The organism is Frankia sp. AgB32, from assembly GCF_023243045.1.
Classification (GTDB): Bacteria; Actinomycetota; Actinomycetes; order Frankiales; family Frankiaceae; genus Frankia.
In genome coordinates this window covers 79,244-96,007 of sequence record NZ_JALKFX010000010.1, presented here as the reverse complement: position 1 = coordinate 96,007, position 16,764 = coordinate 79,244, and the positions used below count along the sequence as shown (strand labels likewise).

The following is a 16,764-nucleotide window of genomic DNA, read 5'->3' as shown; positions in this document are numbered from 1 at the left end:
TCGGATCTTGGTGCGCCGCGGAACACTCGGATCTTGGTGCGCCGCGGAACACTCGGATCTTGGTGCGCCGCGGAACAGGGATATCACGATGGCGCCCGCGTGGACGGGTGGCGCGCGCGGTACCAGACGCCGACGATGGCGCCGCCGGTGAGGACGACGCCGAGGCCGATGAGCCAGGACAGCAGGGTGAACACGACGCCGATCTCGCCGTAGTTGCGTTCGTTGTCGACGATCGACTGGGAGAACAGCAGCCGGCTGCACACGCCGAGGCCGGTCAGGCCGATCGTGGTGAACACCGCGCAGGGCAGCAGCTCCCGCCCGCGGACGCGGCCGCGCAGCAGGATCCAGGTTCCGGCCCAGAGGAACAGGGCGAGCGCGGCGGTGACGATCAGGGCAACGTAGATCTGGCCGGCGACGGTGCCGGTGAGGACCGCGCCGATGGCGGTGGTGCCGGCGAGGAAGACGATGAGGCCGGCGAGCCAGACGAGCTGCGCGGGCACCCCGCGCATTCCCGCGGACGGCAGCCGGTAGGCCCGCTGGTAGATCGCCTGCACCGAGCCGGCGAGGCTCAGCCCGCCGAGGCAGAGCCAGGTCGCGCCGACGACGGTCCAACCGGCCTGGGTGGCGCCGCCACCGCCGTGCGGGGTGAGCAGCCGCTGCACGGCCAGCGCCGCGTCGTGGTCGAGCCCCATCCGCCTGACGATGATCTCCGCGGCGCCGCCGGGGCGCAGCGGGGAGACCGCGGCCAGGGTGATGAGGAACGGAAAGAACATCATCAGGATGAGGGCGGCGAGGACCATCGCGCCGTTGATCAGGTCGCCGGCACGGAGCTGACGGGCGAGGTCCTCCGCCGAGGAGCCCTGCCACCTGCGCTGTGCTTTCGCCCGCAGGTCCTGCGTCCGGCCCCACACGCCTGCGGCGGCGCGGCGGGGCGCGGTCGGCGGGTGCCGCGTGCTGTCAGGGTGTCGTGGATGCATGTTCCGGCCGAGGTAGCAGGGCGGCGCAGGCGAGGCCGGCGACGGCGAGGACCACGAGGGTGACCAGGGCGGCGGCGTAGGCGTGCGTGGTCAGGCCGGCGACGAGGATGGTGCCGGCGATGGCGGTGCCGAGGGACGAGCCGAGGTTCGACACACTGCGGGAAAGCCCGGAGATCTCGCCCTGGCGCTGCTCGGGGAACGCCGACTGCACGACGGTCACCGACGGCGTCAGCATCATGCCGATGCCGATACCGCTGGTCAGCAGCCCGGGCGCGGACGCCCACGGGTTCGAGAACGTGCCGCCGAGGGCGATCAGGATGACCGTGCCGGCAGCGGTCAGCCCGAAACCGGTCATGATCAGCGTCCGCGGGGGGTGCCGCCGGGCGAACCGGGCGGCGGCCAGCGACGTGGCGAGCATGCCGACGGTGGCGGACGTGAAGATCAGCCCCGTCTCGATGGCGTCGTAGCCGCGGACGACCTGCAGGTACGCGGCGACGGTGAACGAGGTGCCCATGAGCACCAGCCACTGCAGGTTTTGGGTGATCATGCCCAGGTTCGCGACGCGGCTGTGGAACAGGCTGATGGACAGCAGCGGTTCCCGGCCGGCCGCCTCCTCAACCCGGGCCCGGTGCAGGAACCAGGCGAGGACGAGCACGCCGGCGACCAGCAGCGCGACGGTGAGTGTCAGGCTGTGGCTGGCGGCGAGCACACCCATGACGACCAGGGTGAGGCCGGCCGCGGACTGGACGGCGCCCACGACGTCGAAGGGGCGCTGCGGGTCCGCCGGCAGCGGGTCGGTCACGGACCGGCTGAGCACGAGGACGAGTGCGACGATCAGGGCCTGGAAGGCGAACGCCGCCCGCCAGCTCCACGCGGAGGTGATCAGGCCGCCGAGCAGCGGACCGGCGGCCGCGCCGACCCCGCCGGCAGCCATGATCATGCCGAAGGCGCGGGCGCGGGCGGCGGTCTCGGTGAACAGCAGGGTGGTGAGGATGTAGACGGACGGGATCAGCAGCGCGGTGCCGACGCCCTCCAGAATCGAGTTGCCGAGGATCAGCACGCCCAGGCTCGGCGCGACGGCGCTGATCACCGCGCCCGCCCCGAAAATCATGAGCCCGGTGCGCAGGCACCACTGGCGGCCGACGATGTCGGTCAGCCGGCCGCCGGGGATCATCAGCGCGGCCATGACCAGCAGGAACAGGGTGATGACGAGCTGCACGCCCTGCACGGTCGTGTTCAGGTCGGCACTGATGTCGTTGATCATCACGTTCATGTTCGACCCGGCGAAGCTGCAGATGAACTGCGCCAGCGCGAGCGGTGCCAGCACGCGGCGGCCCGCGGCCACCGGCCGGGCGGCGACGCGCGGCGCCGCGGTCCGCTCGGCCATCTCAGGCGACCCGCTGCGGCGCCTCGGCGCGGTCGAGCTCCTCGTCGAGGGCGAGGGCGGCGTCGATGAGCGCGAGGTGGGTGAACGCCTGCGGGAAGTTCCCGAGCTGCTCGCCGGAGGGGCCGATCTCCTCGGCGAACAGCCCCACGTGGTTGGCGTAGGTGAGCATCTTGTCGAACGAGTATCGGGCCTGGTCGAGCCGGCCGGCGCGGGCCAGGGCCTGCACGTGCAGGAACGTGCACAGGTTGAAGGTGCCCTCGCTGCCGCGCAGGCCGTCGGGGGAGGCGGCCGGGTCGTAGCGGTAGACCAGGTTGTCGCTGACGAGTTCGTCGTTCATCGCGTCGAGGGTGCTCAGCCAGTCCGGGTCGGTCGGGGTGAGGAAACCGACGCGGGGCATGAGCAGCAGGGAGGCATCGAGGACGTCGGTGTCGTAGTGCTGGATGAACGCGTGGCGCTTCGCGCTCCACCCGCGGTCGAGGATCTGGCGGAACACGGCGTCGCGGGTCGTCTGCCAGCGGCCGAGGTCGGCGGGGCGGGAGTGCCTGCGCGCGAGCCGTTCCGCCCGGTCCAGCGCCACCCAGGTCATCAGTCGGCTGTAGGTGTAGTTCTGCCGGCCGCCGCGGGTCTCCCAGATGCCCTCGTCCGGGCGGTCCCAGTTCTCGGTGAGCCAGTCGATCACGCCGGCGAAGGCGGTCCAACCGCGCACGCCGCCGATGTCCGGGGACTCGGCGAGGGCGTAGGCGGCCTCACCGTAGATGTCGAGCTGGATCTGGTCGGCGGCGGCGTTGCCGGCGCGGACCGGGGCGGAGCGGCGGTAGCCCTCCAGATGGTCGAGGATCTCCTCGGACAGGTGCGGTTCCCCGTCGACGCGGTACATGATCTGCAACGGCTCGCCGGAGACGGTGCCGCCCGCGTCGAGGCGGGCGCGCAGCCAGCGCCGGAAGGCGTCCGCCTCGCGGGTGAAACCGAGGGCGGTCAGCGCGTGGACGGACAGGGAGCCGTCGCGGACCCAGGTGTAGCGGTAGTCCCAGTTGCGCTCGCCCCCGATCTGCTCGGGCAGGCCCATCGTGGCGGCGGCGATCGGCGCCCCGGTGGGAGCGTAGGTGAGCAGCTTCAGGGTGATCGCCGAGCGGGTGACCATGTCGTGCCACCGGCCCCGGTAGCGGGAGGCCCGCAGCCAGGTCAGCCAGAAGGCGCGGCAGGCGTCGAACGCAGCGCTGACCGACTCCGCCGTGACCGGCGGGCGGCCGGCGGCCTCACCGCGGCTTGCCCTGTCACCGGAGTCGGACGTGAGGACGACCGCGGCGACCTCGCCGGCGTCGAGGGTGAAGCGGGCCGAGACGTCGTCGCCGTCCGGATGCAACCTGATCGGGCCGGAGGTCTGCACGTGCAGGTCCGCGTCCGCGCTGTGGAACACCACCGAGCCGTCGTCGAGGTGGCGCAGGCTGTGGTCGGCGCGGCCGTAGTCGAACCGGGGCCGGCACAGCAGCTCGAACGGCAGCCGGCCGCGCACGACCCGGGCGATGCGGATCAACCGGTGGCGCGCGGACGGGGTCGGCGACGGGTCGGGCTCCATGAAGTCGACGACCTCGCCGACCCCGCCCGGCGCCATGAACCGGGTGATGAGCACGGCGGTGTCGGACAGGTAGAGCTGGCGGACGATCGCGCCGTCCGCCTCGCCCACGTCGGCGGCGAGGCGGCAGTGCCCGCCGCGGTCGCTGTCGAGCAGCGACGCGAACACGCTGGGGGAGTCGAACCGCGGGGTGCACCACCAGTCGATGGTTCCGCCGGCCGAGACCAGCGCCGCGGTCTGCAGGTCACCGACGAGACCGTGATCGGCGATCGGTGGGTATTCGGGCATCGCGACGCCTCCGCTTCATCCACGGATTTCCCGGACCGACCCATCGTCCATCTCTCTCCGGGTTGCCGCATCCTCACGATGAGTGACATCGAGCCCGGTCTGGGCGGCGCAGGGCGTCGAGGATCAGGTCGAGAAGCTGGTCGACCTTCTCCCGCGTGTCGATGGCCGTGGTCGAGAGGAACACGCCGAGGAGCATCATCGTGACGGCTTCGGGATCGACGTCCGAGCGCAGCGACCCGGCTGCCGTCCATGCTCCCACCTCGAAGGAGGGCCCATGGCATCCCCTGCCCCCCGCCCAGGTCGGCCTGGCCTGGCTGCTCCACCACGCGCCGAACGTGCTGCTCATCCCCGGCACCGCCGACCCGGAACACCTCATGGCGAACGTAGCTGCCGGATCTGTCTCCCTCGACAGCACCACACTCGCCGCCCTGGATGCCCGTCATTCCGCTGCGCATGGGTCGTGAGGAACCCGGAGAAGCCGTCCATCTACGGTGTTCGGTCAGAAATCAGGTTAATCACTATCGATTATGTGGACGATTCGCGGTAAGGTTCCCGCATGATCGCTGGGCCCCGCCGCAGGGCTCCAGGTGGCGTCTCGCTGCGGAGTGCCGCGGCGCCCGCTCGAACGCCCCGCGCCGCCTTCCGCAAATCAAATCATAAGCCGACCGGGGAGTTTTTCCTCCCAGCTTGTTTCCGCCAGTTGCCATGGCTCCCGTGACGGCTGTGATCGGCTGCCCCCGGCCCGGGTGGGATCGGGACCGTGATGATGCGCGTGACTGGGCCATGCAGGTGGGACGGCAGTGGGCTCGCTGGTTTCGGTGGCTCCGCCTTTCACCCGAGGGAACGGTCATCGAGATCGGGCCCGGATTCTCGGCGAAGATCGGGCTCGGACTCGCCGCGATAGGTTTCCGCGGGAACCTGCTCCTGGTGGAGCCCAACGCGTCGGCCCGGCGGTGGGCCCAGGCCGAATACTGCCGGCTGCTGCCGAACGCGCGGGTACTGACCTCGCCTGTCTCGCTGCCCGCCGCGCGGGGGCTGCCGGCGGAACCCGTGGATCTGCTCGCCGCAAACCACGTCCTCGACGACGTCATTCTCAACGCGTGCCTGCCGGTCGTCGATGCCGAGCGGGTCTTCGGCGCGATGCGGGCGGGGTCGGTCTGTTCCGACGGTGTTGTGCGAACCTGGCGTCACCTCGCGAGCAGTCCTGGCCAGGTCGACGAGGCGGTCGAAAGAATGGTGGCCGACTTCGCGCTTTACCTCGAGCGGTGCCGTCCGGCCCGGTTCGTGGTCAACGAGTACCCGAGCTGGCGGCACAGCAGCCGTGGCCTGCACCTCGTGCATGACGTCGGGCTGCGGGCGATCCGAGAGCTGGCGCTCCGCCTGGAGCCGGACTTCCGGTCCGTTGTGCGTACCTGCCCGGCCTTGTCGTCGATGTCGTGGCTGATCTCGTCCAGACAGGTTGCAACGGGAGGAGCGCAGGCGTGAGGTCCGTCGACATCATGGCGGTGAGGACCGTCTTCGACAGTTACTTTCGCGTGGTCGAGGCGAAGGTCCGCTACCAGCTCCCGAACGGGCAGATGTCCGGCCTGGTGCGGCGGCTGAGCCTGGAACGCGGCGATTCCGCCGCCGCGGTCATCGTCAACACCGTCGAGGGGACGGCGATCGTGGCCCGCCAGTTCCGTTTCCCCACGGCGCGAACCGGCCCGGGCTGGCTGCTGGAACTCGTCGCGGGCGTCATCGAGCAGGGCGAGACGCCGGAGGCGTGTATCCGTCGGGAGATCTTCGAGGAGCTGGGATACGAGGTCTCGCGGGTGGATCCCATCTCGGTCTTCTACACCTCGCCGGGTGGTTCGTCGGAGCGCGTTCACCTCTTCCATGCGGAGGTGATCGCCGAGCTGCGAACCGGCTGTGGCGGGGGACTTCCGGAGGAGGGCGAGGACATCGAGACGCTCGAGATTCCGCTGGCCCACCTCCCGAAGCTGCTGGACAGCGGAGAGATCGTGGACGCGAAGACGCTGATCGGTCTGCGTTGGCTCGCGGACAGGCTGGACCAACCCGGAGGGTAGCCAGATGAATGGCCGGGGAAAGTGCTTTGTCATCTCGCCGTACGGTCAGCGGACGGGGACAGACGGGGGAGTGATCGACTTCGACCGGCTGTATGAGGACGTCTTCGCCGCGGCGGTCGGAACCATGGGATTCAGCGCGGTGCGGTGCGACCGCATACCCCAGGCCGGCCTGATACACCGAGACATGCTTCGCCATATCGCCGTCGATGACCTCGCCGTGGTTGACATCACGACAGCCAACCCGAACGTCTTCTACGAGCTCGGCGTGCGGCACGCACTCAAACCCACCATGACGGTGATCACGAAGATGCGTGGCGCCGACGTGCCCTTCAACATCCGTGACCTGCGGATTATCGAATACCCGGGGCCCGACGGGTCGTTCGAGGAGACGAGGGCGGAGATCTGCCGGTTCATTGCCTTCGGCATACAGTCGAACGAACCCGACAGTCCGATATACAGCCTGGTCCAGGACGCGCAGCGGGACTGGCGGCGCGAGCGCATCACCATCCAGCGCAAGTACGCGTACCAACTTGTCGGCCAACCGGACCGGCGTATAAACCTGATCACCGGTGACATCCGGCACTGGCGTGGTATCGACGTCTGGGTGAACTCGGAGAACACCAACCTCCAGATGGCCCGGTTCTACGATCGGTCGCTCTCCGCCATGATCAGGTATGAGGGTGCCCGCAAGGATGACGACGGGCAGATCATCGAGGACACGGTGGCCAGCGAGCTCGCGGCGGTCCTCGGCACCCGGGCCAGTGTCAACGCCGGCACCGTGCACGCGACGGGCTCGGGTGAACTGGCCCGCGCCCGCGGCGTGAGAAAGATCTTCCATGCCGCCACCGTCCACGGCGCACCGGGCGGTGGGTACCAGGTCGTCAACGAGGTGGAGCGGTGCGTCACCGTCGCGCTCGAGCGGATGGACAGCCCGCGATGGCGCGGGGAGAACCTGCGCACGATCGTCTTTCCGATGATGGGTACCGGCGAGGGCGGCGGCGATGTGAACCTGCTGGCGCCCAGGCTGCTGAGCGCCGCCATCTCGTACTTCATCGCAAATCCCGACACTCTCGTGACGGACGTGTACTTCGCCGCGTGGAACCACCGTGATCTCGACGCCTGTCTGAGCACGCTGGCCCGGACGGCCGAGGTCGAACCGACGGGTAGTTGACGGGATGCGGAGCTTCCCGGCACCGACGCCCGCGTCGGCGCTGCGCGACGAGATCGTCCGGGCGCGGTCCTGGGTCCTCACGCCGCCCTGGCTGCGGCTCGCGCTGAGCAGGGCACGCGCGGGGCAGTCCCGTGTCGTCCTGCATCCGCTCGGCTTTCTGTGCATCCCGGTGCTGCGCACGGCCTGGGGCGGGGTGTGCGTCCACCTCTGGGCCGAGTGGTACGAGGCCGAGAGCCCGACGACCTCGCCCGTTCACTGCCACCGCTGGGACCTGCACAGCACGATCGTGGCTGGCTGGCTGTGCAACCACGTGCTGCGCGTCACCCCGTCAGCATCCGCCACGCACCGCCTTTTCGAAATCCACAGCAGTGCTGGCGAGGACCGGATCGACATGACTCCGACGCTGGTTTCCTGCAGCCGCGTGGCGACGACGACCTACTCCCGCGGACAGAGCTACGAGCTGCCGGCCGGCGAGTTCCACCTGACCGAGATCCGCGAGGCGAACGCGGCGACCATCGTTCTTGCGACCAGGCGCCCGGGCCAGCTGGACCTGTCGGTGGGACCGATCGACGGGCGCAGTCACCGGGTTCGCCGGCAGCTGTGCACGCCTGCTCAGGGGGCGCGCGCGGCTGGCGAGGTTGCCCGGCTGCTCGGCTGTGATCCGGCGGCCTCGACGCGGTCCGCGCGACAGCATGGATGAGATCGTCCGGGCCAACCTGTCCACCTTCGCGGCCGGGGTCGCGGACGGCTACCTGGCGCAGCCCTACCATGCCCGGCGGATCACGGAGGCCGCCGAGCTGTTGCTGCGGGAGGCCCGGCGGCTCAGCGCCGAGCCCAGGCTCGCGGATCTTGGTGCCGGTTCGGACGCGGTGAGCGCGATGCTGAGTCGCCGAGGTGCGCGCGTCACCATGGTTGACCTGGTGGCCGACCCGGCTCGGTCGGACCGCGCGTCGCTACCGTTGGTCAGGGCGGATCTGTCGCGGCCACTGCCGTTCCGCGACGCGGTACTGGATGGCCTGTTCGCCGGCGAGCTCATCGAGCATCTCTTCGATCCGCTCGGCTTCCTGCTCGAATGCCGACGGGCGCTGGTGCCGGGTGGGGTGCTGGTGGTGACCACGCCCAATCTCGCGACGTTGCAGGACCGGGTTCGTTTCCTGTTCGGCCGCAGTCCGCGGCAGGTCGATCCCGGTCACCCCTACCTGCGGCTGCACATCCGCCCGTTCACCTACTCGGCGTTGGTGCGAGCGTTCCGGGACTGCGGCATCACCCCGATCGAGTTCAGATCCAACTACTGCGTGCTCGGAGGTGCTCGTCGGGCCGTGCGCTCGAGGGCTCTCGCCCGGCTGTTCCCATCGCTCGGTGGCTCGCTCATCCTCGCCGGAACCACCAGCCCCGGACGCCTGTGAGCGGGACTCCGGCGAGTCGAGGGCCGCCGGCCGGGAGCCGGACAGCGCAGCCGCGCAGTACCGCACCGTGCAGGTCCCGTACGGGCTCATGCCATACACGGCGACGGTGGACAGCGCGCCGGAGTAGACCCCCGGATCCGGCAGGCCATCCAGCCCGACCCGGGTCGCGGGGTCCTGCGGCCAACACAGGGTCACGTGTGGACGGAAGCGGTCGCTCTCGCTGTCCGTCACCTCGTCATAGCCGTACCGCACGAGCTGGCGGCGCCCGGCTGGATCGGCCGGCACCCTGCCGGCAACGACGTCGGCGAGCCGATCACCTGCCGGCCCGACGTCGCGCAGGCGGCCCCGACGCAGGGGTTCGACCGCGGTGAGCACCTCCTGCTGCAGAGCAACCCACTCTGGTGACGGTAGGTAGTGCAGCTCGGCCGCGCCGAAGGGGTTGTGGCGGTACTCGTGGCCCACCGCGGCCAGTGCTGGCAGGGCTTGCGCGAGTGTCCGGACCGTGTCGACGACCTGTTGCGTCTCGTCCGCCCCGACGGTCAGCATGAACAGGGAGATGTGGGGCTCGCAGACGCCGCGGTCGGGGGCGGCGCCGGGAAACGGTTCGCCGAGCCGAAACCACGACGGGCGCCCGTCGGCCGCCATGCGGTCGGCCAGCAGACGGCTGGAGTGGACAGACTGCTCGCGCATGCCCGCGGGCAGCAGGAGCACGACATCGAGGGTGGTGGAGGGAGTCAGGCTCACCGGAGGTCCGTTTCGTCATCGCCAGGGGTGGTCAGCCTGCGACGGCGCTGGTGGCGAGCAGGGTTCCCAGTCCCGCGAGCAGCGCCGGAAGGCCGATCCGCAGGCCGAATCGGGTGTACTGGGCAGGAGAGATGTGGACGTCGAGGCGGGCCGCGGTGCTCTGCCAGAGCAGACCTGCCAGCGAACCGTGCAGCACCAGCGCCGGGCCGAAGTTGACGCCGAACAGCAGCGCCCACAACTGCCCGTGGGCCGGGTCGGCCAGCGGCAGGCCGATGAGCAGCGCCGGCAGGTTGTTGATGGTGACCGCACCGACGATGGCCGCGCCCGCCACCCGAAGCTCCGCGATCGGCCCGCTGCCGTGGAAGACGGTGCCCAGGCCCAGATGCGGCGCCGCGGCACTCGCGATCACCCCGAGGCTGACGGCGAGTGCCGCGGCGCCGAAGGGAATCTCGGAGATCGAGATCGTCCGCCCGGACCTCCACGTGAGCACGAGCAGCGGCACGTCCGCCACCAGGGCCACCAGCCAGGCCGGGACTGCGAGCGCGTCGCCCAGGGTGAAGCCGAGGATCACGAACAGCACGATCGGTGTGCCGATCCGCAGCGCTCTCGGGTCCACGGCATCGCGGATGCGCTCCGGCGCGGCCTGCTCACTGCCGGCGCGGCGGTAGCCGAACCAGCCGACGGTGACGGCCACCAGAGACGCTGGTCCGAGCCGGACGAGGAAGTCCGCGACCCCCAGGTGGTAGCGGCTCGCGGCGATCAGGTTGGTGAGGTTGGAGATCGGTAACGCCGACGACGCGAGGCTGGCCAGCATCACCGGCTGCAGGGCCAGCATCACCGGGTTCAGGCCGTGGCGGCGGGCGAGGTGGATGTAGAGCGGCGTGAGCAGGACAACCGATGCATCGAGGTTGAGGAAGGTGGTCACCGCGGCCGCGAGGATCCACAGCCCGAGCAGGGGATTGCGGCCCGTGTCGACCAGGGCCGCGACCGAGGAGAAGAACCCCACCCGGTCGAGCATCACCGCCAGCGGCACCGCCAGCAGCAGGAACGCCAGCGGGGTCACCAGCGGGCGCACGCTGTCCACGGCCTCGGCCGGCGTCAGCACACCGACCAGCAGCAACAGCACGGCGCCCGCGACCGGCGGGACCCAGGCGGACATCCGCGGGGGCGGCCGCAGGACGCCGAGCACCGCCAGGGCCAGCACCGAGATGGTCACTAAGGTCACCAGGACGGGTCAGAAACGCGCATCGTCAGGCAGGCGCCGGACCGCGTCGAGATGGTCGTCGAGTTCTCCCAGCTCGAAGCGGCAGGAACCGATGACATGCCACACCTGCCCGGCGATGTCTCCCTCGACCTTGTAGCCGCCGTCCGGAGCGAGTGCCGCCCACCCCGCGTCATGGCCGACGAGTGTGACCGCGACCGTCGCCTCGTCGGGGTGGGAGACGTCCCAGAGTCGAACCGTGCCATCTTCCCCGCAGCTCGCCAGCCTGGTGCCGTCCGGGCTGAAGTCCAGGCCGAGAACGCGGCGGGAATGCCCGGAGAGCGTCCGGCGGAGCCGTCCGGTGGTCGGTTCCCACAACCGGACGACAAGGTCGTCGCCGGCGGTCGCGAGCACCTGACCGTCAGGGCTGACGGCCGCGGCCCAGAGTTTTCCCTCGTGCTCCGTCAACGCCGTGATCAGCTCCCCGCTTCGGACGTCCCACACCCGGGCGGTGCCGTCATTGCTGGCACTGGCCAGCCAGCGCCCGTCGGGACTGAACACCACCGAGTACACCCTGTCCTGGTGACCGGCCAGCACGCGAGCACTGTGGCCTGTCTCGGCGGGCCACAGCCGGACCAGCCGGTCGTCGCAGCCGGTGGCAAGGATGGTGCCGTCCGGGCTGAAGGCCACCGAGCGCACGCGGCCGCGGTGCTCGGCGAGCACCAGGGCCCGTCGACCGGTGGCGCGGTACCACAGCCGCACCGAGTCGTCGTCGTTCGCGGTCGCCAGGACCTCACCGGTCGGGTCGAAGGTGGCCGCCCACACGTGCTCGGTCTCGACGCGGAGCTGGCGCTCATGGCTGGGCGGCCCACTGCTGTCGGCCGATCGCCCGAGAGTCCACAGATGGACCGTTCCGGCGCTGCCGGGGGCGGCGATCCGTTCGCCGGTGGGGGCGAACGCGACCGACAGCAGACGGTCGGCGACCCCGCCGAGCGTCCCCCCGTACAGGCCGGTCCTCGGGTCCCACAACTGCACCTGGCCGTCGGTTCCGCTGGTCGCCAGCAGGTTGCCGTGCGGCGCGAAGCGCACCCCGGTCAGCTTCCGGCCGAGCCCGGTCACGGTGTGCTGGCAGCCCCCCGTGACCGGATTCCACAGCCGCACGCTGCCGTCGTTGCTGCCGGTGGCGATCTGGGCTCCGTCCCGGCGGAACGCGGTGGGCCAGATCGAGCTGCGGTGGCCGACGAGCTCGTGGCGCAGTTCCCCGTCGGGCAGGTGCACCAGCCGGAGCACACTGTCGGTGCCGCAGGTGGCCAGCGTCGACCCGTCCGGGCTGAACCGGACCTGGTAGACGGCGCCCCGGTGCCGGATGACCAGCCGTCCCGGCGAGGCGTCGGTGGGCCGCGCCCCGTCGCCGCGTACCCCGTCCAGGTCCCACATGCGCACGGCGCCGGCCGTGTCGCCGCTGGCCACCTGGCTGCCGTCCGGGCTGAAGGCGAGCGCGTACTGCGGACTGTCGCCGGTCCCGAGTTCGGCGACCGGCTCGCCGTTGGTGGCGTCCCAGAGCCGGACCCGGCCGTCATGACCGGTCGTCGCGAGCAGGACGCCGTCGGGGTCGATCGTCAGCCGGTACACGGGTTGCGCACCGGAGATGGAGTACCGCAGCTCGCCGGAACGGGTGTCCCACCGGCGGACCGTGCCCAGATCGTCGCCGGTGAACAGGGCCGTGCTGTCGGGGTGGAACACCGCGGTCCAGACCCTCGGCGCGTGCCCTGGCAGCGACGACACTGGCAGGCCAGTGGCGGTATGCCACAGCCGGACGGTTCCCGCCGAGTCCCCGACCGCCACGAGCGTGCCGTCCGGGCTTGGCTCGACCGGCCACACCCAGCCCCGGTGGCCCCGCAGCACGTGCTGGCACGTTCCCGTGCGGGGGTCCCACAGCCGCACCGTCTGATCGGCTGCCCCGCTGACCAGCATGGTGCCGACCGACCGCAGGACGTAGGTGCGGTCCCGGTGCCCGTGCAACGTCCGGATCGGCCGGCCGGTGGCGCCGTCCCAGGTGACGATGGCGCCGTCATCGCTCGCCACGGCCAGGATCCCGCTCGCGCCCAGGTAGGCCACCGGATCGGGGATGCGGCCCACCTCGAATCCGAACGACACCCCGACGTCGGTGGGGGCCAGTCCGACGCTCACCTCCTGCCCGGGCGCGACCGCCGCGCCGCGGGCGCGCGCGTCGGCGAGCTGCCCGGGCTCGCCGACCGCCGAGATGATCGCGGCCTGCTCGACCTGGGCGCCGTCGAGAACGGCTCCGGTCAGGTTCACGCCGAGCAGCCGGGCCCTGGTGAGGTCCGCGCCGGTGAGGTCGGCGCCGGAGAGATCGGCCAGGTCGAGGCGGGCGGCGGCGAGCCGGGTACCGTGCAGGACGGCGCCGCTGAGGTTCGTGCCGACCAGGCGGGCGTCGGTCAGGTCCGCGCCGCTGAGGTTCACCCCGCGCATGTTCCGGGACGAGAGATCTTCTCCGCGCAGGGAGACGCCCCGCAGGTCGCTGCTCACCGCGTTGTCCAGGCGGGCGGTCAGCCGCAGCGCGTTCGCTCTCGCCACCTCGCCGTTGTCCGAACCGTCGAGCACGCCCGACGCCCACTCCCGACGGGTCCGCGCGGGCGTGAGGTCCCCCAGGAAGTCGACGATGAGCTGCGACAGCGGCCGGCGGGCCAGCAGCTCCGGCGTCCGGCGGTCCTCGAACGCGCGCGCGATGTCCGCGGCGACCAGCCATTCGGCGACCGAGCTGTGGATGAATCCGAACAGGCCCTCGTCGGTTCGCGTGAGCAGACTGCCCGCGCCCATCGCGTGGGTGGACTGGGGGTTCGACAGCCGGACCTCGGTGAGCCCGCTGAGCGTGTCGGCGATCTCGCTGATCTCGGCGAGCCGCAGGAACGGTTCGCCCGACTCCCACAACCGCAGCGCGAGCAGGGTCACTGCCTGCCACAGGTCGTTGAACGACAGCACCATGGGCGCGCCGGGAACGCCTCGGGTGCGGTCCACCTCCCCCTGAAGCCAGTCGGTCAGGATCTGACGGTAGAGACCGGCGGCCGACATCAGGCCACGGCTGCTGGCCGCAGCGGTCAGGCGCCGGGGGTCCAGGTCGGCGATGAAGCTGAGCATGCGTGGGTTGCTGGCCAGCCCGCGCAGGTCCTGCACCTTCTCGATGAGCGCGAGGCGCTCGTCGGCGGCCGGGGCGTCTCCGTAGCGGTTGACGAGGTAGGCCCGCACCTGGGACGGCGCGAAGTCCTCAATGGTGAGGACCCGTCGCTGGGGAAGCAGCCCCAACCGGTCCCCCAGCGCGGTGAGCACCTGCGCGTTGGTCTGGAAGTGCTGGGTCCGGCTGGCAACGATGATCTTCGCGTCGCCCTGGGCGGCCTGGAGGAGATTGTCGAGATGATCTGCCGCGCGGTCGTAGGTCACCCGCGCGACCAGCTCGTCGAAGCCGTCGAACAGCAGGACGATGCGACCCTGGCGCAGCATGTACCGAAACGCCTTGAGATCAATATGGTCGTGGCCGTGGTTCGCGAGGTGGGCGGCGACCAGTCCGTCGACGGTGTGCGCCTTGTCCAGGTTGCGCAGCTCGACGAACAGGGGCGTCAGCTCCGGACGGCGCTGCGGGAGCCGGCGGGCCACCTCCCGCAGCGCGAAGGTCTTGCCCCGGCCGAAGTCACCCAGCAGCAGCACGAAGCGGCCGCCGTCGCCCTCGCACAGCTGCATCAGCTCGGCGACGAGGTCGTCCCGGACCGATCGGTCCGTCCCGACGAGGTCGCGGAAGCGCTGCGGTACGTAGAGGCTGCTGGGATAGCGGGGGTCCGCCCGCAACCGGGCGGTCTGGTCCGCGACGAAGCCGCTCAGTTCCAGCAGGCCCTGGAACTCGGTGAAGGTGCGCAGGCGCACCCGGCGGCGGTCGGCCTCCTCGCGCAGCGCCGCTGACGGCGGCACCTCTGTGACCAGCTCCGAGGTGAGGTCTGGTTCGGAGGCATGCAGATGCTGGACGAACGCGTCGAGATCGGGCCTGGTCAGCGGACCGAGATGGGCCCCCACCCGCAACTGGCGGGCATAGCCGTGCTCCGAGTAGGTGACCAGCAGGTGCGGCAACGGCTGACCGATCCGCCGCACGGCCGATCCGGGGAACCGGATGGCGCAGACGTCGGCGATCCGGGACAGGTACGTCGTGAGCGGATCAGACGGGGGATCCGCTGGCATCGCCGCGTCGCCGGAGCCACCGGCCGCCGGGGTGCCGCCGATGGTCGGGCCCGGCGCGGCCGCACCGTCGGACCTGACCGTGTTCCTGAACGTCGCGTCGCTCGCGTTCCAGGTGCGGGGCAGCCGCCGCCTGGAGACAGCCTCGTCCGTGCTGGTCCACACCATCGCGCCGCCCGCGTCCAGGGTGAGCATCTGCATGGCCAGCCCGCGGGGCACCGCCAGCACGAGGGGCTCGCCGGCGGGGACCTCGGGTGAGCTCCGCTCCTCGGCCTGGTCGCTCCCGGTGAGCAGGAGGTTCAGCCGCCCGGCGACCATGCTGTCGAAGGTCCCCGTGTCCGCCAGCGCGCCGGTCTGCGCGGGCGGGTGGCTGCCCGGCGCCGCGGTGGCGCGCGCGGGTTGCCCGGCGGTCGAGGCCGGCGGATGGTGGATGACACCGATCCGCAGCCAGCCGGACTCCATCTCCGGCCGCAGGCTGTGCGCGAACGAGGTGGCCTGCGCCCCGCCGAGGAATCCGTGGCGGTCCTCCGGCAGGTGGCTCAGCGCGATCGTCGAGTTGAGCCCGGCGACCATGACCTGCAGATCGGGCATCCGGTACATCGACCATGGCTGGTCCTCGCGGAACGTCGGGCCGGCCGAGCCCGCGTAGAAGTCCTCGAAGAATCGGGCGAAGTGCCGCCATTTCTGCCAGTAGGGCGGTTCCGGATCGACGTCATCCGCCACGCAGTTCTCGAAGTAGGCGCGGCAGGCGGCCTGGTTGACATCACCCGGGCCGGGCACCACGACGACCCGGTGCGGCTCGAGACCGAGCAGTACCCGCAGGCCGGCGAGGAACTCCAGGCCGGCGTCGAACTCCCGGGGATGCCCGGACGCGGTGAGTTCTCCGGACAGCACGAGTATCTCCGGCCGGGGTGCGCCGGAGTCCTGGAGCCGGGTCACCTGGCTCCAGACTTTTTCCTGCCATGCGCTCGCGGAAACGCGCAGCTCGTTGTCGCGCTGGGAGAACCTGGGCGCCGCCAGCTGCAGGACGGTGAGATCCGTTCGCGGGCCGGTCGGCGAGGTGCTCGGCGGGAACAGGGGGGCGACCTGCGGGCGCCGGCGGTTCCGGCGTGAGGCGAGCGGCGTCTGCGACGGGGCCGCCGCGGTGATCGTTCCCGGCAGCGGCCCGTCCGGTGGGAAGCCTGGTTGCAGCGCGGGCTTTCCTCGGCCCCGTAAGGCTTCGCCGACCTGCGCGAGCAGCTTCTCCCGGGCCAGCCGGGGGTTCGCCACGTTCACCAGGTCGACGAAGGTGATCAGCGCCAGCATGCCGGCGAGCGGGTAGTCCTCGATACGCACCGTGACGAGCTTGCGGCTCGACTCGTCGGGATCGGCGCGCAGGGCGATCTGCCATTCCAGCCGGCCCCAGCGGGACTTCTCGTAGTTGCTGGAGAGCACGGCGATGACCAGGGTGGCCTCTCGGACGCCGAGGTCAATGTAGTCGAGGAAGTTGCTGCCGGGCACAAAATCCCAGGCCTGGATCATTGTCTGGTAGCCGGCGCTCTCCAGCTCCCAGGCGATCCAGGTCGCCCACCGTTCGTCTGCCGGGGTGTAACTAATAAAAATGTCTAGCGGGCGAGCAAACTGTGCCGCTGGCAACCCCGAGGTCGACTCCACCACGAAATCAGTATGGCCCAGCCAGGTCGCCCGAGATAGCAGACACGGTGCGTTGA

At 70.8% G+C, this 16,764-nt stretch carries 13 protein-coding genes; 7 read left to right on the top strand and 6 right to left on the bottom strand.

From position 1 onward, the window contains the following. Positions 1-83: 83 nt before the first annotated feature. From MXD60_RS05280 to MXD60_RS28580, 4 genes are all read right to left on the bottom strand, one after another. Complete coding sequence (locus MXD60_RS05280; protein WP_248817823.1) at positions 84-911, bottom strand: ribonuclease BN; 828 nt, start codon at positions 909-911, stop codon at positions 84-86. A 46-nt stretch (positions 912-957) separates the two neighbouring features. After that, on the bottom strand, positions 958-2,364 hold the full coding sequence (locus MXD60_RS05275) for an MFS transporter (RefSeq protein WP_248817822.1): 1,407 nt from the start codon (positions 2,362-2,364) through the stop codon (positions 958-960). Between the two features lies 1 nt (position 2,365). Then, on the bottom strand, positions 2,366-4,225 hold the full coding sequence (locus tag MXD60_RS05270; protein WP_248817821.1) for a glycoside hydrolase family 15 protein: 1,860 nt from the start codon (positions 4,223-4,225) through the stop codon (positions 2,366-2,368). A gap of 73 nt (positions 4,226-4,298) precedes the next feature. Next, positions 4,299-4,424, bottom strand: coding sequence for a hypothetical protein (locus MXD60_RS28580; RefSeq protein WP_283097841.1), 126 nt, complete (start codon positions 4,422-4,424; stop codon positions 4,299-4,301). Position 4,425: 1 nt separating this feature from the next. Between MXD60_RS28580 and MXD60_RS28575 the strand changes: the two genes are divergently transcribed. From MXD60_RS28575 to MXD60_RS05235, 7 genes are all read left to right on the top strand, one after another. Beyond that, positions 4,426-4,689, top strand: coding sequence for an aldo/keto reductase (locus tag MXD60_RS28575; RefSeq protein WP_308222376.1), 264 nt, complete (start codon positions 4,426-4,428; stop codon positions 4,687-4,689). A 319-nt stretch (positions 4,690-5,008) separates the two neighbouring features. Continuing rightward, the gene (locus MXD60_RS05260) at positions 5,009-5,710 is read left to right on the top strand and encodes a hypothetical protein (protein WP_248817820.1); all 702 of its coding nucleotides are present in this window, start codon (positions 5,009-5,011) and stop codon (positions 5,708-5,710) included. Next, on the top strand, positions 5,707-6,291 hold the full coding sequence (locus MXD60_RS05255; RefSeq protein ID WP_248817819.1) for an NUDIX domain-containing protein: 585 nt from the start codon (positions 5,707-5,709) through the stop codon (positions 6,289-6,291). Before MXD60_RS05260 ends, MXD60_RS05255 begins: the two co-directional genes overlap by 4 nt. A gap of 4 nt (positions 6,292-6,295) precedes the next feature. Then, on the top strand, positions 6,296-7,462 hold the full coding sequence (locus MXD60_RS05250) for a macro domain-containing protein (protein ID WP_248817818.1): 1,167 nt from the start codon (positions 6,296-6,298) through the stop codon (positions 7,460-7,462). Positions 7,463-7,466: 4 nt separating this feature from the next. After that, positions 7,467-8,162 (top strand): hypothetical protein, encoded by a 696-nt coding sequence (locus tag MXD60_RS05245; RefSeq protein ID WP_248817817.1) that lies wholly within the window; start codon positions 7,467-7,469, stop codon positions 8,160-8,162. Next, positions 8,155-8,868 carry a class I SAM-dependent methyltransferase gene (locus tag MXD60_RS05240; RefSeq protein ID WP_248817816.1) on the top strand — a complete coding sequence of 238 codons (714 nt, stop codon included), beginning with the start codon at positions 8,155-8,157 and terminating at the stop codon, positions 8,866-8,868. The genes MXD60_RS05245 and MXD60_RS05240 overlap by 8 nt, the downstream gene beginning before the upstream one ends. A gap of 195 nt (positions 8,869-9,063) precedes the next feature. Next, on the top strand, positions 9,064-9,273 hold the full coding sequence (locus MXD60_RS05235; protein ID WP_248817815.1) for a hypothetical protein: 210 nt from the start codon (positions 9,064-9,066) through the stop codon (positions 9,271-9,273). A 370-nt stretch (positions 9,274-9,643) separates the two neighbouring features. Here the strand turns inward: MXD60_RS05235 and MXD60_RS05230 are convergent, their stop codons facing one another. Then, positions 9,644-10,828 (bottom strand): ArsB/NhaD family transporter, encoded by a 1,185-nt coding sequence (locus MXD60_RS05230; RefSeq protein ID WP_248817814.1) that lies wholly within the window; start codon positions 10,826-10,828, stop codon positions 9,644-9,646. A gap of 18 nt (positions 10,829-10,846) precedes the next feature. Continuing rightward, complete coding sequence (locus tag MXD60_RS05225; RefSeq protein WP_248817813.1) at positions 10,847-16,708, bottom strand: WD40 domain-containing protein; 5,862 nt, start codon at positions 16,706-16,708, stop codon at positions 10,847-10,849. Positions 16,709-16,764: the final 56 nt, after the last annotated feature.

What these genes read in the sequence shown, in the direction of transcription:
- MXD60_RS05275 (WP_248817822.1), bottom strand. Translation starts at nt 2,364, where the DNA reads ATGGCCGAGCGGACCGCGGCGCCGCGCGTCGCCGCCCGGCCGGTGGCC.
- MXD60_RS05270 (WP_248817821.1), bottom strand. Translation starts at nt 4,225, where the DNA reads ATGCCCGAATACCCACCGATCGCCGATCACGGTCTCGTCGGTGACCTG.
- MXD60_RS28580 (WP_283097841.1), bottom strand. Translation starts at nt 4,424, where the DNA reads ATGATGCTCCTCGGCGTGTTCCTCTCGACCACGGCCATCGACACGCGG.
- MXD60_RS05260 (WP_248817820.1), top strand. Translation starts at nt 5,009, where the DNA reads ATGCAGGTGGGACGGCAGTGGGCTCGCTGGTTTCGGTGGCTCCGCCTT.
- MXD60_RS05250 (WP_248817818.1), top strand. Translation starts at nt 6,296, where the DNA reads ATGAATGGCCGGGGAAAGTGCTTTGTCATCTCGCCGTACGGTCAGCGG.
- MXD60_RS05245 (WP_248817817.1), top strand. Translation starts at nt 7,467, where the DNA reads ATGCGGAGCTTCCCGGCACCGACGCCCGCGTCGGCGCTGCGCGACGAG.
- MXD60_RS05240 (WP_248817816.1), top strand. Translation starts at nt 8,155, where the DNA reads ATGGATGAGATCGTCCGGGCCAACCTGTCCACCTTCGCGGCCGGGGTC.